Origin of the sequence: Streptomyces sp. AC512_CC834 (assembly GCF_019049325.1) — a bacterium.
In the GTDB taxonomy this organism is placed as follows: Bacteria; Actinomycetota; Actinomycetes; order Streptomycetales; family Streptomycetaceae; genus Streptomyces.
Genome location: NZ_JAGMUO010000053.1, coordinates 1 through 14,513 on the forward strand (window position 1 = coordinate 1; position 14,513 = coordinate 14,513).

The 14,513-nt window shown below is 68.6% G+C and carries 18 protein-coding genes and 2 pseudogenes; 12 read left to right on the forward strand and 8 right to left on the reverse strand.

Features of this window, described 5'->3' with window-relative positions:
- Nucleotides 1-159: 159 nt before the first annotated feature.
- Nucleotides 160-411 (reverse strand): hypothetical protein, encoded by a 252-nt coding sequence (locus KUM40_RS20080; RefSeq protein WP_217167392.1) that lies wholly within the window; start codon nt 409-411, stop codon nt 160-162.
- Nucleotides 398-1,852 carry a PspC domain-containing protein gene (locus tag KUM40_RS20085; protein ID WP_217167393.1) on the reverse strand — a complete coding sequence of 485 codons (1,455 nt, stop codon included), beginning with the start codon at nt 1,850-1,852 and terminating at the stop codon, nt 398-400. The genes KUM40_RS20080 and KUM40_RS20085 overlap by 14 nt, the downstream gene beginning before the upstream one ends.
- A gap of 190 nt (nt 1,853-2,042) precedes the next feature.
- On the opposite strand from KUM40_RS20085, the gene KUM40_RS20090 reads away from it, so the two are divergent.
- The 3 genes from KUM40_RS20090 (at nt 2,043) to KUM40_RS41465 (ending at nt 4,690) form a co-directional block, all read left to right on the forward strand.
- The gene (locus tag KUM40_RS20090) at nt 2,043-3,335 is read left to right on the forward strand and encodes an ATP-binding protein (protein WP_217167394.1); all 1,293 of its coding nucleotides are present in this window, start codon (nt 2,043-2,045) and stop codon (nt 3,333-3,335) included.
- Complete coding sequence (locus KUM40_RS20095; RefSeq protein ID WP_217167395.1) at nt 3,332-4,045, forward strand: response regulator transcription factor; 714 nt, start codon at nt 3,332-3,334, stop codon at nt 4,043-4,045. The genes KUM40_RS20090 and KUM40_RS20095 overlap by 4 nt, the downstream gene beginning before the upstream one ends.
- Before the next feature lie 303 nt (nt 4,046-4,348).
- Entirely contained in the window at nt 4,349-4,690 is a 342-nt protein-coding gene (locus tag KUM40_RS41465; protein ID WP_308401196.1) for a GNAT family N-acetyltransferase, read from the forward strand.
- A 9-nt stretch (nt 4,691-4,699) separates the two neighbouring features.
- Here KUM40_RS41465 and KUM40_RS20105 read toward each other — a convergent pair whose 3' ends face one another.
- Complete coding sequence (locus KUM40_RS20105; RefSeq protein WP_217167396.1) at nt 4,700-5,149, reverse strand: ATP-binding protein; 450 nt, start codon at nt 5,147-5,149, stop codon at nt 4,700-4,702.
- A 128-nt stretch (nt 5,150-5,277) separates the two neighbouring features.
- Between KUM40_RS20105 and KUM40_RS20110 the strand changes: the two genes are divergently transcribed.
- The 5 genes from KUM40_RS20110 (at nt 5,278) to KUM40_RS20130 (ending at nt 8,372) form a co-directional block, all read left to right on the forward strand.
- Entirely contained in the window at nt 5,278-6,096 is an 819-nt protein-coding gene (locus KUM40_RS20110; protein ID WP_217167397.1) for a helix-turn-helix transcriptional regulator, read from the forward strand.
- The gene (locus KUM40_RS20115) at nt 6,093-6,341 is read left to right on the forward strand and encodes a DUF397 domain-containing protein (protein ID WP_217167398.1); all 249 of its coding nucleotides are present in this window, start codon (nt 6,093-6,095) and stop codon (nt 6,339-6,341) included. The genes KUM40_RS20110 and KUM40_RS20115 overlap by 4 nt, the downstream gene beginning before the upstream one ends.
- A gap of 952 nt (nt 6,342-7,293) precedes the next feature.
- Entirely contained in the window at nt 7,294-7,578 is a 285-nt protein-coding gene (locus KUM40_RS41470; protein WP_254395384.1) for a hypothetical protein, read from the forward strand.
- Nucleotides 7,579-7,710: 132 nt separating this feature from the next.
- A complete protein-coding gene (locus KUM40_RS20125; RefSeq protein ID WP_254395385.1) occupies nt 7,711-7,995 on the forward strand; it encodes a ribbon-helix-helix protein, CopG family in 285 nt (94 codons plus the stop codon).
- Complete coding sequence (locus KUM40_RS20130; RefSeq protein WP_217167400.1) at nt 7,992-8,372, forward strand: hypothetical protein; 381 nt, start codon at nt 7,992-7,994, stop codon at nt 8,370-8,372. The genes KUM40_RS20125 and KUM40_RS20130 overlap by 4 nt, the downstream gene beginning before the upstream one ends.
- A gap of 143 nt (nt 8,373-8,515) precedes the next feature.
- Here the strand turns inward: KUM40_RS20130 and KUM40_RS20135 are convergent, their stop codons facing one another.
- The 5 genes and pseudogenes from KUM40_RS20135 to KUM40_RS20150 form a co-directional block, all read right to left on the reverse strand.
- On the reverse strand, nt 8,516-8,824 hold the full coding sequence (locus KUM40_RS20135) for a helix-turn-helix domain-containing protein (RefSeq protein ID WP_254395386.1): 309 nt from the start codon (nt 8,822-8,824) through the stop codon (nt 8,516-8,518).
- 85 nt (nt 8,825-8,909) lie between these two features.
- The gene (locus tag KUM40_RS20140; RefSeq protein WP_217167402.1) at nt 8,910-9,416 is read right to left on the reverse strand and encodes a DUF6624 domain-containing protein; all 507 of its coding nucleotides are present in this window, start codon (nt 9,414-9,416) and stop codon (nt 8,910-8,912) included.
- Nucleotides 9,417-9,490: 74 nt separating this feature from the next.
- Nucleotides 9,491-9,712, reverse strand: a pseudogene (locus KUM40_RS41475) (hypothetical protein); the annotation flags it as partial.
- 163 nt (nt 9,713-9,875) lie between these two features.
- Nucleotides 9,876-10,046: pseudogene (locus tag KUM40_RS41480) on the reverse strand (Tn3 family transposase); the annotation flags it as partial.
- A gap of 43 nt (nt 10,047-10,089) precedes the next feature.
- Entirely contained in the window at nt 10,090-10,686 is a 597-nt protein-coding gene (locus KUM40_RS20150; protein ID WP_217167404.1) for a TetR/AcrR family transcriptional regulator, read from the reverse strand.
- A gap of 180 nt (nt 10,687-10,866) precedes the next feature.
- Here KUM40_RS20150 and KUM40_RS20155 point away from each other — a divergent pair, with 180 nt between their 5' ends.
- The 4 genes from KUM40_RS20155 (at nt 10,867) to KUM40_RS20170 (ending at nt 14,478) form a co-directional block, all read left to right on the forward strand.
- The gene (locus tag KUM40_RS20155) at nt 10,867-11,580 is read left to right on the forward strand and encodes a DUF998 domain-containing protein (RefSeq protein ID WP_302180882.1); all 714 of its coding nucleotides are present in this window, start codon (nt 10,867-10,869) and stop codon (nt 11,578-11,580) included.
- A gap of 639 nt (nt 11,581-12,219) precedes the next feature.
- Nucleotides 12,220-13,437, forward strand: a complete 1,218-nt coding sequence (locus KUM40_RS20160; RefSeq protein ID WP_217167406.1) for a pectinacetylesterase family protein — start codon at nt 12,220-12,222, stop codon at nt 13,435-13,437.
- A 306-nt stretch (nt 13,438-13,743) separates the two neighbouring features.
- A complete protein-coding gene (locus tag KUM40_RS20165) occupies nt 13,744-14,040 on the forward strand; it encodes a hypothetical protein (RefSeq protein WP_217167407.1) in 297 nt (98 codons plus the stop codon).
- A 132-nt stretch (nt 14,041-14,172) separates the two neighbouring features.
- Nucleotides 14,173-14,478: a hypothetical protein gene (locus tag KUM40_RS20170; RefSeq protein ID WP_374227400.1), complete on the forward strand. Its 306-nt coding sequence runs from the start codon at nt 14,173-14,175 to the stop codon at nt 14,476-14,478.
- Nucleotides 14,479-14,513: the final 35 nt, after the last annotated feature.

Consider the following 14,513-nt stretch of genomic DNA (forward strand, 5'->3'; position numbering starts at 1 on the left):
TTCCTCGACAGCTCCACTCCACAACCGGAGGCCTTCGCCGTCCTACAGATTCAGACCGTGTCGTCGCACAAACTCGACCAACCTGGCTGGGCAGTACAGCTAGTCCAGCCCCTGGGCCAGCCCTGGGCTGGCCCGGCTTGAGTGGGTGGCGGTCACTGGTCATCGGCGGGGGAGGTCCGCCCGGGGCTCGTCCGCCGCCGACGCTGAGCTGAGCGCTCCGCGGCGTCGGTGGACGGCCCGGGCCACGACCCCGACCGCGCCGGCGAGGCAGAGCCCGCCCACGACGACGGGGATCACCACGAACCACGGCGTCTCCCAGACACCGCCCGCGTCGCCGGCGTAGATGACGCCGGCCAGGATCAGGAAGAGCCCGGCCACCAGTCGTCCCGGCTGGAACCTATGACGCAGCACGGGTCACCTCCGCCTGACCGACGCCGACCTGGAGGTCGAGGTCGAGCGTGCCGGCGTCCTTGCCGCCCGTGGTGGGGGACAGGGTCACCTCCTTGTGCTTGCCCGGTGCCACGTCCACGTCCTTCTTGTCGTCGCCGGGCAGTTGTATGTCGCCCACACCCACCTCGACGTTCAGCCGCACGGTCACGTCCTGCGGCACGACGACCCGTATTCGGCCCATGCCCACGTCGGCCCGGGTGGTCACCGTCTGCCCCTCGGCCACGTCCAGCCGGGACAGGTCGAGGGTGCCGCTGCCCGCCCCGACGTCGTACTGCTCGCGCACATCCGCCACCACCGCGGGCTCCCAGGTGGTCCGGACCCACTCGGTGCCGACGTCCTTCGGCACGGCGGCGGAACCGGCCAGCAGCCCCGCCGTGATGATCGCCAGGAAGATCGACCCGGCTCCCGTACGCCCGAGGAAGGCGCTGACCGCGATACCGAGGCCGAAGACGGCGAGCGCGCACGCCAGGCCGGTCTGCAGACTGGTGCCGAGCGGGTGCTCGTCCCAGGTCAGCCGGGTCCCGAGGAAGCCCGCGAGCAGGGCGAGGAGGAACACCCAGCCGCCGATGCCGCGCGGGCCGCGCGTCTGCGGGGGCCGCGAGCGCCGGTCACCCGGAGGGATGTGGGCGCGCCGTCCCGGGACCCCGCGGCCGATGTTGACGGCCGCCGCGATGTCGCGCTCGTCGGAGTCCGGCGGACCCCACATGTATCCCGTCCCGCCGTCATGGGTGCCGTCCTTGACTATGGGCTCGCGCCACCAGGAGGGCCAGGTGTACATGATCGGAGGTGCCTGGGCCTCCGGTGGGGCGTCGGCGGCGGCCTGCGTGGAGAGCGGGTCGGGGTCGGGCGCCCTGCGGTGCCGCGACCAGTATCCGGCGCCCGCGAGGAGCAGGGAGAGGACGACGGCGAAGGTCAGCACGCCGCCGTTGTTCAGCATGGTGAGGAAGACCCCGCAGCCGACCAGGGCGAAGAGCACGGCCGCCAGTGCCTGGCCGTCGACCCGGCCGGTCAGCAGCTTGCGCACCTCGTTCTCCTCCTCGTCCTCGTAGGGGACGAAGAGCCAGGCGAAGCCGTAGAAGATGAGGCCGATCCCGCCGGTCGCGGAGAGCACGGCGAGCGTGATCCGGAATATCACCGGATCCAGGTCGCACTGCCGCCCCAGCCCGGCGCACACACCGGCGAGCGCCTTGTGCCGCCGGTCGCGCCGGAACCGGTGCGGCGGCCCGGGAACCTCGGGCCCGCGACCGTCCGCCGCATCGGCGGTAGCACCCCCCGCACCCGTGGCATCCGCAGCGGGCACGGCGTCCCGCGGCCCGGCGCCCCGTGGAGGGCGTGGGCCGGGGCCGGGGCCGGGGCCGGGGCCGGATCCCGGACCCGTCGCGGCGTGCTCGTGATCTGTCATGAGTCCATGGTGACGGGCGCGGCGCCGTGACGGCAGTCGGTTCGACCCTGGTCCGACCCTGATATCGGCCCTGACCCCGTGCCGGGGGAGTGTTCGAGCCCTCCCCGGCCTTCCGCGCCCCGAAGATCAGGGGTGATTGGGGGAACGACCCTGATGCTCCGGCTCCCGCACCCGTGTGACCATCGGTGTCATGCCGGAAGCCGCAGCAGCACCCGTCGTCGAACCGCGGCCGCCGCGCAAGCTCTACCGGAGCAGCGACGGACGCTGGCTCGGTGGCGTGGCGCGGGGGCTCGCGGGGCATCTCGGGCTGCCCGTCATCTGGGTTCGGTTCGCGTTCGTCGGCCTGTTCATGGCCGACGGCCTGGGCGCGCTGCTGTACGCGGCCTTCTGGTTCTTCGTGCCGCTGGGCGTGGGCGGCGTCGAGGCGCAGAAGCCGCCCTCGCTCGTCACCTCCGAGACCTCGCCGGACGGCCGCCGCAGACTCGTCGCCCGCAAGCCGGACAAGGGGCAGATGGTCGCCCTGCTCCTCATGGTCGTCGTCGCCCTGGTCTTCGTGGGCAACGTCGACCTGGGCGGCGGAGCCAAGGCATACCTCTGGCCGACCGTGCTCGTCGGCGCCGGCGTCGCCCTCGTCTGGCGCCAGGCGGACAACGCGCGCCGGGCCCGCTGGGCCGAGGTGGGACGTCACCGCCGCACCGTCACCCTGCTGCGCTCGGTGGGCGGCGTCCTGCTGGTGACGGCCGGTGTCACCGGCATCTTCGTCCTCCAGGGATCCGCCGCCCACCTCGGCTCGGTCCTCCAGGCGGCCCTCGCCGTCCTCGTCGGCATCACGCTCCTCGCCGGCCCCTATCTGGTGCGCATGACGCAGGACCTGTCCGAGGAGCGGCTGATGCGCATCCGCGCGCAGGAGCGCGCCGAGGTCGCCGCCCACGTCCACGACTCGGTGCTGCACACCCTGACCCTGATCCAGCGCAACGCGGAGAACGCGGGCGAGGTGCGCCGCCTGGCCCGGGCCCAGGAGCGCGACCTGCGTTCCTGGCTCTACAAGCCGGAGGGCAACGGCAAGGACGAGGACGACGAGCCCACCACCCTGGCCGAGGCCGTGAAGCGCAACGCCGCGGAGGTGGAGGACAAGCACGGTGTGCCCCTCGAGGTGGTGGTCGTCGGCGACTGCCCGCTCGACGAGAGGATCAGCGCACAAATGCAGGCCGCACGCGAGGCGATGGTGAACGCGGCCAAGTACGGTGGCGAGGGCGGCGCCGTACAGGTCTTCGCCGAAGTCGAGGGCAGGACGGTCTTCGTGTCCGTCCGGGACCGCGGCCCCGGCTTCGACCTCGACTCGATACCCGCCGACCGCATGGGCGTCAGAGAATCGATCATCGGCCGCATGGAACGCAACGGCGGCACGGCGCGGCTGCGCGCGGTGCCGGACGGCGGCACGGAGGTCGAACTGGAAATGGAGAGGGCGGAGAAGACGTCATGAGCGACCCGACCGAGGCGAACGGAACGGCGGGAGCGGGCGAGTCGGCGGAGCGCCACGTACGTGTGGTGCTCGTCGACGACCACCGCATGTTCCGCACCGGCGTGCAGGCAGAGATCGGCCAGACCGCCGAGACCGGGGTCGAGGTCGTCGGTGAGGCCGCCGACGTCGACCAGGCCGTCACGGTCATCACCGCGACCCGCCCCGAGGTCGTACTCCTCGACGTCCACCTCCCCGGTGGCGGCGGGGTCGAGGTACTGCGCCGCTGCGCGCCCCTGATGAGCGACACCGAACGGCCCGTCCGCTTCCTCGCCCTGTCCGTCTCGGACGCGGCGGAGGACGTGATCGGTGTGATCCGCGGCGGTGCCCGGGGCTACGTGACCAAGACCATCACCGGCACGGACCTGGTCAACTCCGTCTTCCGCGTCCAGGAGGGCGACGCCGTCTTCTCCCCGCGCCTGGCCGGCTTCGTCCTCGACGCGTTCGCCTCCACCGACGCCCCGCCGGTCGACGAGGACCTCGACCGTCTCACCCAGCGCGAGCGCGAGGTGCTGCGCCTGATCGCCCGCGGCTATGCGTACAAGGAGATCGCCAAGCAGCTCTACATCTCGGTGAAGACGGTCGAGTCCCACGTCTCGGCCGTCCTGCGCAAGCTCCAACTGTCCAACCGCCACGAGCTGACGCGGTGGGCGACGGCACGACGGCTGGTCTGACCGCGAGAACAGGTGGTGGACGACGTCGCCGGGTGGGTGTCGGGCTGGTTCGAATCCGGTGGACGCCCTTTGAGTGAGTCGGCGAGCATCCGCAGGTGACAGATGAAGCCGATTACCGGGGCCCGTTCACGCGGAGCCCGAAGTGTGTACGTTTTGTCGAGCTGTCCGGTGGGGCGATGTCCGCCTTGCTCGATGGTGGCCTGTCCGAAGCCAGCAGGGTGGCCGGGGTTTCGCTGACCGAGTACTTCGTGACCGACAGAGCACGGTGGCTGTGGCAGTTCCGGCTCGCCCAGATGGCCGCCGATCCCGGCCAGGTGCGGTGGGTGGTGCGACAGGGGTCTCGTCGTCGGTCATGCCGGGTTCCACGGACCACCTGATGAGGTCGGCATGGTCGAGATCGGCTATTCCATTGCTCCCGACTTCCGTCGCCAGGGATATGCCCGGTCCGCGCTGATCGAGTTGCTCCGCCGGGCAGCGGCCGAACCCGCTGTCACGACTGTGCGGGCGACGATCAGCCCCGACAACGTGGCATCCCTGGCCACGATCTCGGGCTTCGGCTTCGTTGAGGTCGGAGAGCAGTGGGACGAGGAGGACGGTCGCGAAGTCGTCTTCGAAGTTCCTGCCCGCCGGGTGCCGCCCGCTTGATGGGGAGGTTCACGGCAGGACACCGAGCCATGACGTGAGTGCCACCTCGAACCACACCTCCTTGCCGATGCCGCACTCCCTTCTCTCTACGCCCCAGTCGTCCGCCAACGTCGCCACCAGCGCGAGGCCTCGCCCCGACTCGTCTTCCGGGCAAGCCGTGGCCGGTGCCGGGAGGGCGGTGTCGGCGTCCGTGACCGTGATGCGGAGGCGGTTGTCTGCGACGACGCAGCGGGCCCAGATCTCGCGGCCGGCCGGGACCTTCGCATGGCGGTACGCGTTGGTCATCAACTCGCTCAGGAGGAGTTCCGCCGTGTCCGTCACGTCCTGCGGCAGCTCCCAGGAAGCCGCCTGTTCACGGAACAGGGTGCGTGCGCGGCCGACGCTGCGTGCGTGGCGGGGGAGGCGCCACTCGGTGTCCTTCGGGGCGGTCGTGGGCAGTGGAAGCCGTGGGCTCGGCATGTGCGGTTCATCCCTTGCGCTGACGTTTCGCGGTTGGCGGGATCACCGTCCCGGCTCGCGCGTAGCCTCACGAGTAACGGAGTGGGTACAGCGGGTGGTTGTACCCTGCGTGGACCTGCGGGGTGTGCATGGCGACGGAAGTGAACTCCCAGCCGCCGATCGCTTGGCGGTACTGCGGCAGCCAGATCAAGATGTGGCGCGCGGAGGCCGGTGTCGGCAGGGAGGCGCTGGCCAAAGAGGCCGGGTACGACTACGAGTACGTCAAGTCGATGGAGAACGGTCGGCGTCGACCCACATTGCGGTTCTTGCAGATCGCGGATCAGGTGTGTGGGGCGGGCGGGAAGCTCGTCGCGGCTCAGGAGTACTTGAAGCCGGAGCCGTTTCCGGCGCGTTCGCAGGAGTTCATGGCTATTGAGGGCGAGGCAATCGCCGTCTCGTGGTACGAGCCGCTGCTCATCCCAGGCCTGTTGCAGACCAAGGCGTACGCTCGAGCCCTGATCGGCGACAGTTCTCCTCCGCTTGACGACGAGACCATCAATGAGCGTGTGGAAGCCAGGCTTCGGCGACAGGAGGCGTTGGCTCGACGAGTCAGCGTGCTCTACGGATTCTTGGTCTACGAGGCCGCGCTGCGGACGGAAGTCGGTGGCAGGAAGGTCATGAAGGACCAGCTCGAGCATCTACGCGTGGTTGGTCGAAGCCGCAACGTATCGGTGCAGGTACTCCCGACAGGTCGCTGCACCGGTGTTGCCCTTGCTGGCTCCATTATCTTGATGGAAACGCCTGAACACGACATGTTGGCCTATGTCGAAGCGCCGGAGGTCAGCGTGTTGCACGCCAGCCTGGACAAGGTGAGTGCGTTGAACCAGAGGCATGCCATGATCCGCATGCATGCCCTCAGTATTGAGGAGTCGGCTGAGTTCATCAGAAGGGTGGCGGAGGAGCTGTGAGCGACAGCCTGGTGTGGTTCAAGTCCAGCTATAGCGACGATCAGGGCGGTGCCTGCCTCGAAGTAGCCCTTGACTGGCGCAAGTCCAGCCACAGCGACGATCAGGGCGGCAACTGCGTCGAAGTGGCACCGTGCCCCCACACCATCCATGTCCGAGACTCGAAGCTCGGCCCCCAAAGCCCCCGCTTTGCCTTCGCCGGAGACGCCTGGGCGACCTTCGTCGCGTACGCCCGTACCGGCGCTTGAGCTTCGAGGGGCGAAGCTCGGGATTCGAGCAGCGTTTGTGAGGAATGGGTGGTGGGGTTCAACCCACCACCCACCCTCCCGGCACCAACCGGCCGCACTGCCAGCCGAGATGACTTTTTGTGATCGGCTTGCGACGCACCGTCGCCGCCCTCTAGCGTTCGCAGCAACAAGACAACCCCGGTCGGGTGCTGACAACACCCGCCGGGGTCTCACCTCAAGATCGAAAAGAGCGATCTCGTGGCTTACGAAAACTCTATCGCCGTCCTACCCGCACACGCAGCTCATCCCATGGCCAATCCCGGCTACGGGAAACGCACCGCACCTGCCGAACCCGGCGCCGCCTTCCGGCCCGTCGACTTCTCGCACCTGCCCGCCCGCGAGGCCTACATCGCCGCCTACGTGCACCGGCTCCCCGAGGGTGCCGCCATGGACGTCAAGAGCCTCGCCAAGGCGCTCCCGCTCTATGGCCAGCAAGCTGTCCGCAGCGCGCTCAACTTCCTCTCCCGCGCCGGGCATCTGCACCGCGTCCGTGGCCTCGCCGCGACCGGTGGCGACGGCACGCGCTGGGTGTTCCGTACGTTCTGGTCCAGCACCGCACAGGACGGCGCTTGGTGGGCACGCCTCTTGGGCGGTGAAATCACCGTGGAGGCCACGGCATCGGTCGGTGACACCCCCGAGGTCACTCCAGCGAGCGAGCCCACGCCCGCACCCCACCACCCCCGAAACGCACCACTCCACCGCCTACGGCACCCTCGCCCGCCTCGGCCGTGTCGAACCCCGTCTCGCCCTGTCCGACGCCGAGTGCAACGCCCTCGCCGACCTAGTCGTGCCCTGGCTCGAACGAGGGGCGAGCCCCGTATCCCTTATGTAGGCCCTGACCACCGGCCTGCCCGACGCCATCCACGCGCCGCGTGGGTTCGTCGCTCGCCGTCTGCGGGACAAGCTGCCGCCCATGCCTCTGCCTTCCACAGTGCAGGAAGCGCAACTCGACGCCTCTGAACCCCACCTCCTCGGCCGCCTCATGCCGGAGTGCACCGAGTGCGGGGTCCCGGGCCGCCCGGCTGCCTTCGTCGGCGGCCTGTGCCAAGGCTGTCGTACCGTCGGGCCGCGCGGCGATGCCGAGTACGGCGTCGAGAAGTTCGTGTCGGCCAACGTCCCCCGAGCCGTCGTCCTCGCCCGCGAGGCCGCCCTGGCCGCCCGCGACCGTCGCCGTCAAGCCGTCGCACGCCCCGTTTAGTCCCTGCGGTCTGTCTCTGCCGCTGCGTGTGTGAGCCGTTTCCGCGCACGGTCCCCCAGTACCTCCAGTTCACCACGTCTCTTCACACGCCTAATAGGAGTCTCGCGCATGACCATGCGATACCCTCGCATCATGGCAGCCAAGAAGCCCATCTCCGTCACCCTTGACCCTGACCTGCTCGAAGAGCTGCAGCGGGCCGTCGACGCGGGCGAGGCGGCGTCGATCTCGGCCGTGATCAACGAGACCCTGCGAAGCCGTGTCGAACGTCAGCGGCGAGCCGAACAGGCGCGGAAGTATGTCGAGGAAACCCTGCTGGGCGGTCAGGCACTCACGGACGAGGAACTCGTCGAGGCGCGCGGCATGCTGGCCGCGAGCAAGGCCCGCACCGATGCACGCCGCAAGGGTGCTGCGGCGTGAGTGACGGCATCATCCTGGACCATCACGGTCTGCTGGCCCTCGGGCGTGGGCATCGCATGCTGTCCGGGTTCGTCGTGGCGGCGCATGAGGATCCGCTGTACACGGTGGTGGTACCGGCCCTCAGCCTGGCCGAGGCCACCAGGCGTCGCCCCGGCATTTCGGGTCACCTGGCCCAGCTTCCCGCCGTGGAGGTGGCATCGGTGGACCGGATCGTCGCCGACACCATGGGACACATCGCGACCACGCACTTCCCCGAGCAGGGATGGTCGGTCGTTCACGTGGCTGCCGTGAGTATGGCAACCGGCTGGGAAGTCGCTACCACGGAGCCTGGCGGCTATCGCGGGCTCGGTGTGCCAGTGCTGCCGTTGACCGGGTGAACGGCCAGGGCTTCGTGGCGGACGGCCCTGCCTCCGTCATAGCACCCGCGCTGCCCTCGCGAACGGCATCTCGTCGACGAGGGCGACGCGGACCGGGGCCGGTCGGGCCCCACACGTAGGGGGGCCTGAAACGCGAGCCGTGATCACGCGGCGTGCGCCTCGAACCACAGCGAACCGAGGTCGTGTCCGGCCGTCAACTTGACGTCCGCGTCCAGGGTGGCGGCCAGAGTACGCAAGAGGCCCACGGTGGGCTCGGTTCCGCCCTCTTCGATGCACTCGATCTCGTCCTGAGTCATCCCCGCTCGCTCGGCCAACTCCACCGATGTCAGGCCCAGGGCCGTGCGGCGGTCGTACAGGGCCTTGCCAAAAGCCAGCGCCTTCCGGATGGCGATCCGCTCGGGGGCGTCGAGTTCGGCGCCCGATGGGTCCCAGTGTGCATGCCGGCCGGTCATCATGCCTCCCTAGTAGGGCCTGCCCGGCGGATCACGTGAATGGCGGCAAGCGCGCCTTGGGGCGTGATCCGCCGGACGTTTGGCGTCAGGCCATTGAGAACTTGGCAACGTATTCGTCGAAGGGCTCAATGCCGACTTCCGCACGCAGTTCGTCCATGCGCTCGGGCTCCTGGCAGGGCCACGGAACCGGTGCCCCGTCCTTCACGCCTGCGATCTGGGTGCCGTAGACCTGATTGCGGCCCTCGTTGACCAGCGTGCGGTCACGGAGAAAGGCCAGCTCGCGTGGGCTGGCCAAGTCTGCCGACACCGCCTCCTGCATCATCTTCAGGGCTCGTCGCTGAACGTCGAGCTGACGGTCGGCGTGCTGGGCGATCAGCCACGCTGCGCGGGCGGCCTCCTCGCCGACCATTTCCGCCGTCGGCCAGCCGTACTCATCCATGATCTCGCCGAGTCGGTCACCGTGCCGTGCGGTCAGCCGACGCCATGCCAACTGCTCAGCGGGGTCATCGCTGTTCGCGTGGACTGAGGACTGCTGATCGGCGGCGGCCATGGCGGTGAGTTCCTCCGCCAGTGCGGCAACGTCGTGCGCCACTCTCGACTCCCAGGTCAGGTCGGTGCGTTGTGCTCGTTCCCCGTAACTCTAGGGGTACATAAAGGGCGTAAAGATCATTCCGGAGAACGGTGACAGGCGCCTTCTCGGAACGGGATAATGGATCTACCCCCCCGAAGCAAGAGCCGGATCGCTGCGACGCTCACGGTGCCCTGAAAGACAGGGGCGCGCTTGTCGTATCGCGTGGCCACCGCGCGGAAGCCCTTGAGTGCATTGATCGTTCGCTCAGCTTCGTTCCTGCGCTTGTAGATCGTCTTGTCGAAGTCGGCCGGCCGGCCGTCCTGGCCCTGGACGGCGGCCTGGCACTCGGCGTCGCATACGGCATCTGGGCCGCCAGTGGCGTCGCCCTGGCTGCCGCCGCTTCCCGCATCCTCTTCCGTGACCCCCCCCACCAAAGTCATGGGCGCAGGCATCGGCCTCATCGTCGTCGGGGTCCTGTGCATCGAATTCCCGGGTCTCGTAACCCCCTGCCTGGAGCTGGACGACGGCGGCGTCGATGTACCGGGTGGTCCACAGGCTGATGGCGTTGAGGGCCAGGCCGAACGCACCGAGCTGGTCCTCCATGCCGTCGCAGTACGCCGGGCGGAAGGTGCCGCGCCTGCCGCGGCACACCCCCGGCTGTGCTGCGACAGCTTGCTCTATGCGACAGCTTGCTCTACTGGTCTCTACGGGCCTCACCGGAGGGTGCCCAGCCCTGGTCGAGAAGGCGGAACCCTGCATCGATGGCCGCCTGGGGGTCCGGTTCGTGGGCTGCCACCAGCTGGACCTGCAGCGCGAACCGGACGTAGAAGCGGATTTCCCCGGTCGGTTCCTCGAGCCCGAAGTCGTCGGTGATGGCCGCGACCAGCGCGCCCTCGTGGCGCAGCCACATCTTCTCCGCGTAGTCGACCAGTGCCGGGGTGCCCTCCATGAGGGCCAGGATCCGACTCTGAGGCTCGGAGGTCAGCGCGGCGATCTCGGCCAGGTAGTGAGCCTTGAGCGCGTCGGAGATCGACATCCCCGCCGCCCGGTTCCGTACGGCGGCGATCAGCCGGTCATGGCGCTCACCTTCATCGCTGAAGACCAGCGCCTCTTTCTGCGGGAAGTGGCTGAACACCGTTTTGGGCGACACGTCTGCCGCATCCGCGATCTCCCGCACGGTCACCGCATCGAATCCACGCTCCAGGAAGAGCGTCGTCGCCGCCTCCAGGATTCCCGCCCGCGTCGCCGCCTTCTTGCGCTCGCGCCGTCCCGCCGTCACTCCATCGACCATGGCTGCACTCTACTCCCGAACACCAACTACATTGACAGTAAAAGTAGTCTCGATATAGTGAGTGAGTGGGTGAAGCGTTGGCTCCCCGGGTGGAGCGCACGTCGCGCGGAGCCCCTGACGACTTCCGGGCCTGCTGACCGCCTCCCCCTGCTGCTGCCACCACGAGGAAATGAGCAAGAAATGGCTGGACCGAACACGCTGCGCGCCCCGAGGGCGGCCACCCGGGCGAAAACCGCCGGCACGCTCCTGATCGCGGGCGGGGGTGTCTTCTTGGCCGGCGAGTTCATCGCCGCAACGGCGTGGACCGATCCGCCCTACAGCTACACGTACCACTACATCAGCAACCTGGGAGTCCGCGGCCCCGTCGAGACGCTGCACCAGGTCATGGACTCGCCGCTCTCCTGGGCCATGAATACCGGCTTCTTCCTGTTCGGGATCCTCCTGGCCCTCGGCGTCCTCACGCTCCGTGGGCTGAGCGGCTGGCGCAGGAGCGTCTCCGTGATCCTGGGACTGTTCATGGCGATCGGCGGCGTGCTGCTCGCCCTGAACCCGGGTGACGGCCAGGAAGCCGCGAACCAGATCGACTACCACTCGATCGGCGCGCTCGCGTCGATCGTCAGCGGCAACGTGCTCATCGTGCTGATGGGCCGCCGGCACGCAGCCATCGGCGTTTCCCGCACCGTCGGCACAAGCATGGTGGCGCTGGGCTTGATCGGACTCATCGGCCTCCCGGTGTACCTGAGCGTGGCCGGCTCGGAATTCGGGCTCATCGGCCTGTTCGAACGGGTCGCGGTCTATCCTCTGCTGGTCGGCCAGATCCTTGCGGGCGCATCCCTGTGGAGGGGCCGGACAGCCGCCCCGGCGTGCAGTGTCCCTGCGGCCGCACAGATCTGAGGACGCCGCGGTCCGTGAAGCGGTCCACGGCAGTGACCCCGCCGCCTCCACGACGACGCCCCCTCAGGCTGGCGGCCGGCAGGAACGCCCCGGCTCCGGCTGACCGACCGCGGCCTGGTCCGCGAGGGCTACCGCGCGGACCTAGTCCTGTTCGACACCCGGACACCGTCGCGGCGGGCTCCACCTTCGAGTCCCCGCGCATCCTGCACGTCGGCATCCCGCACGTACTGCGGACCGCCTACGCGGCACGGCCCCCTGCCTGCACCGGGAGCGCAGATCCGTCCGGTAAGCCGGTGGCACACCGGGACGTTACGGCGAGGAACACCTCGCGCTCCTCGCCGACGCAGGTCTGCCCCAGCTCGTGGCGCGACTCCACGTCGAAGTGGTCCCGCGATCGCCCGCGGTGAACTGGCCTATGCCTCAGGCGACCTGTCCCGGCTGACCGGACGCCCGACCACCCCCTGGCAGCCAGCATCTCCCAGGCGCTCGCCGACCTCGTCAACCAAGCGACGGGGCCCGGCCGATGACTCCGGTTCCCGGAACGGGAATCGGCAGCGTCACATCTGCTCGCCCCTCTACTACGTGCAGCGGAACTGAAGCACGCCCTTCGGGCAACAGAAGCTATCGGATCGGAAGCAAATGAAAACGTCGAAATGGGTCGGTGCAGCAGCCGTTTGCGGATTGGTCGCATGGGGCCTGGCAGTGAACGCGCCGGTGACCGCAGCCGCGCTCGCGGCCGTGATCCTCCTGGGGTTCTTCTACGTCTACTTCATCTTCTTCAGACGCCCGAGCCCGGTGACGGACCTGGACGGGGTGACGGACAACAAGTGGCACACCGTCAGCCTCGGCAGCGAAACGACCAGCGCAGACGGCTCGCCCTATGCCATGTACGCCAGGCGCGGCGACTCGAAGAACCTCGTCATCCACTTCTCGGGCGGCGGCGCGTGCTGGGACGGTTACACCGCGAGCCGTCCGATCACCCCTGCGGGTGCAGCGCGCGGCTACACACGAGACCTGAAGATGTTCTACTTCAACTCGCTGACCAGACTGTTCCCCGCCGCGCTCTCGGGAATGGCCAACCGCCGCAAGAAGGACAACGCGTTCCGCGACTGGAACTTCGTCTTCATCCCCTACAGCACAGGGGACATGCACATCGGTGCCGTCACCAACACGTATACGCACAACGGCAAGACCATTCAGGTCCGCCACAACGGGCGCAACAACGTCAGGGCAGCACTCGACTGGGTGTACGCCAACTTCCCCGACGCCGGCAAGGTCATGGTCTCCGGCGAAAGCTCCGGGGCCTGGGCATCTGCCTTCTACGCGCCGCAGATCGCAGACCACTACACGGGATCGCGGCTGTACTGCCTCTCGGACGGGGTGGGAATCGTCTCGTCCCGCTGGACCGAAATCCTGGACGACACCTGGAAATCCGACAGCGCGAAGACCCTGGGCTTCGAGATCAGCACGGACATCTTCGAGGATGCCCTCATCCACCGCTCGGACCCGAAGACGCTGAACATCAAGTATCTGCACAGCAACACGCTCTACGACGACACCCTCACCCGCTTCGGCGCCGCGATCGACCACAAGTCAACCGAGACAAGCCAGTTCATCGACGACTGGGCGGCGAACACCAAGGCTTCGATCAAGCGACTCAGCGAGGCCGGCATCCACTACGACTTCTTCCTAACGGACTGGGGCCACAACACAAAGAGGCACACCACCGAACACACGCTGACCACCAACGAGTTCTACAACAAGTGCACGGCAGACGGAGTCCCATTCTCCGAATGGGTCAGGCGCAACGTCATCGACGACGAGGACGTATCGCTTGGACACAGCCTGCTCCGGTGAAGCCCGCACAGCATAGGTGACGGGTGCCCGGGACCCGTCCCGGGCACCCGCGTATAGAACGGTCCCATGACCACATCGGAATCATTGGCCCGCCGCCGTAGGGTCAGGCTGTCTGCGGGGCGGGGCCCGGCAGGGACCGTCTGCGCCCTGGCCCTCGCCGCCGCGCTGACCGGCTGCGGCTCCGACTCGGACGGCGACGAGGGGGCGCCCGCGCCAGCCGCTCCCTCGCGTTCGGCCGAGTCGTCGCCCGCCTCGCCAACGCCCACGAAGCCCTCTTCATCGCCGTCGCCGACCGCGGTGAAGCCGATGAAGCCCTCAACACCGGCCGAGCTGCGGGCGTGTGCAGACGGAAGCTGCACGGTCGTCGTGACGAAGGGCACCGAGATCCCGCGTGCCGACAGCCTTCGGGCGGGACCGTTCACGGTGAACGCAGTCGGTGCCGAGGGCGTGGACCTGACCTCGGTCGACGCGAGCGGATTCACCTCCAACCTGCTCGGGCAGCGCCCCGACCAGGGCGGGCCCTCCACCGTCAACGAGCTGTCGATCGCCGTTCTGGCCATCGTGGGAGACACCGCGAAGCTGCGGCTCTTCCCGGCGGAGTAGGGCGGTGGTGTCTCGGCGGCGCCGCCGGGGAACTCCAGCGGCGCCGCCGACACCGTGAGCTGACGTACGACGGGCTGATGGCCTCCGAGGCCAATCGGCTCGGCCGCAGCGGACCGCAGCCGGGAAGAGCCGGTGGACACCGTTGCCCGGCTGCTCGAGCAGACCCTTACGGGCAGCGGCTGGTTCGAGCAGTGGGGCTGCGTTCTCGCGGGTGTCCGGCCACGACGCGAGGAGCCCGACGTCCCCGAGGAGCGCACCAGCTCCGAGGGGGTCGATGTCGAATTCCACCAGGTCCAGGCGCCGGGGGAGCGTGCGTGCTGCTACGGATACGAACTTTTCGTCACCCGCGATCAGTCCGTGGAGGAGGAGGTACGGCGGCTCGCGGCCTTCATTCTGGCGGACGATCCGCGCAAGACTGCTGAGCTTCGAGAACGGTGAGGACCAGGTGCAGGAACGCGCGAGTTGAGATTGGC

Coding starts and splice junctions, on each gene's coding strand:
- KUM40_RS20125 (WP_254395385.1), top strand. CDS start 7,711: ATGGCAGCCAAGAAGCCCATCTCCGTCACCCTTGACCCTGACCTGCTC.
- KUM40_RS20090 (WP_217167394.1), top strand. CDS start 2,043: ATGCCGGAAGCCGCAGCAGCACCCGTCGTCGAACCGCGGCCGCCGCGC.
- KUM40_RS20155 (WP_302180882.1), top strand. CDS start 10,867: ATGGCTGGACCGAACACGCTGCGCGCCCCGAGGGCGGCCACCCGGGCG.
- KUM40_RS20160 (WP_217167406.1), top strand. CDS start 12,220: ATGAAAACGTCGAAATGGGTCGGTGCAGCAGCCGTTTGCGGATTGGTC.
- KUM40_RS20165 (WP_217167407.1), top strand. CDS start 13,744: ATGAAGCCCTCAACACCGGCCGAGCTGCGGGCGTGTGCAGACGGAAGC.
- KUM40_RS20085 (WP_217167393.1), bottom strand. CDS start 1,852: ATGACAGATCACGAGCACGCCGCGACGGGTCCGGGATCCGGCCCCGGC.
- KUM40_RS20105 (WP_217167396.1), bottom strand. CDS start 5,149: ATGCCGAGCCCACGGCTTCCACTGCCCACGACCGCCCCGAAGGACACC.
- KUM40_RS20110 (WP_217167397.1), top strand. CDS start 5,278: ATGGCGACGGAAGTGAACTCCCAGCCGCCGATCGCTTGGCGGTACTGC.
- KUM40_RS20135 (WP_254395386.1), bottom strand. CDS start 8,824: ATGACCGGCCGGCATGCACACTGGGACCCATCGGGCGCCGAACTCGAC.
- KUM40_RS20150 (WP_217167404.1), bottom strand. CDS start 10,686: ATGGTCGATGGAGTGACGGCGGGACGGCGCGAGCGCAAGAAGGCGGCG.
- KUM40_RS20095 (WP_217167395.1), top strand. CDS start 3,332: ATGAGCGACCCGACCGAGGCGAACGGAACGGCGGGAGCGGGCGAGTCG.
- KUM40_RS41470 (WP_254395384.1), top strand. CDS start 7,294: ATGCCTCTGCCTTCCACAGTGCAGGAAGCGCAACTCGACGCCTCTGAA.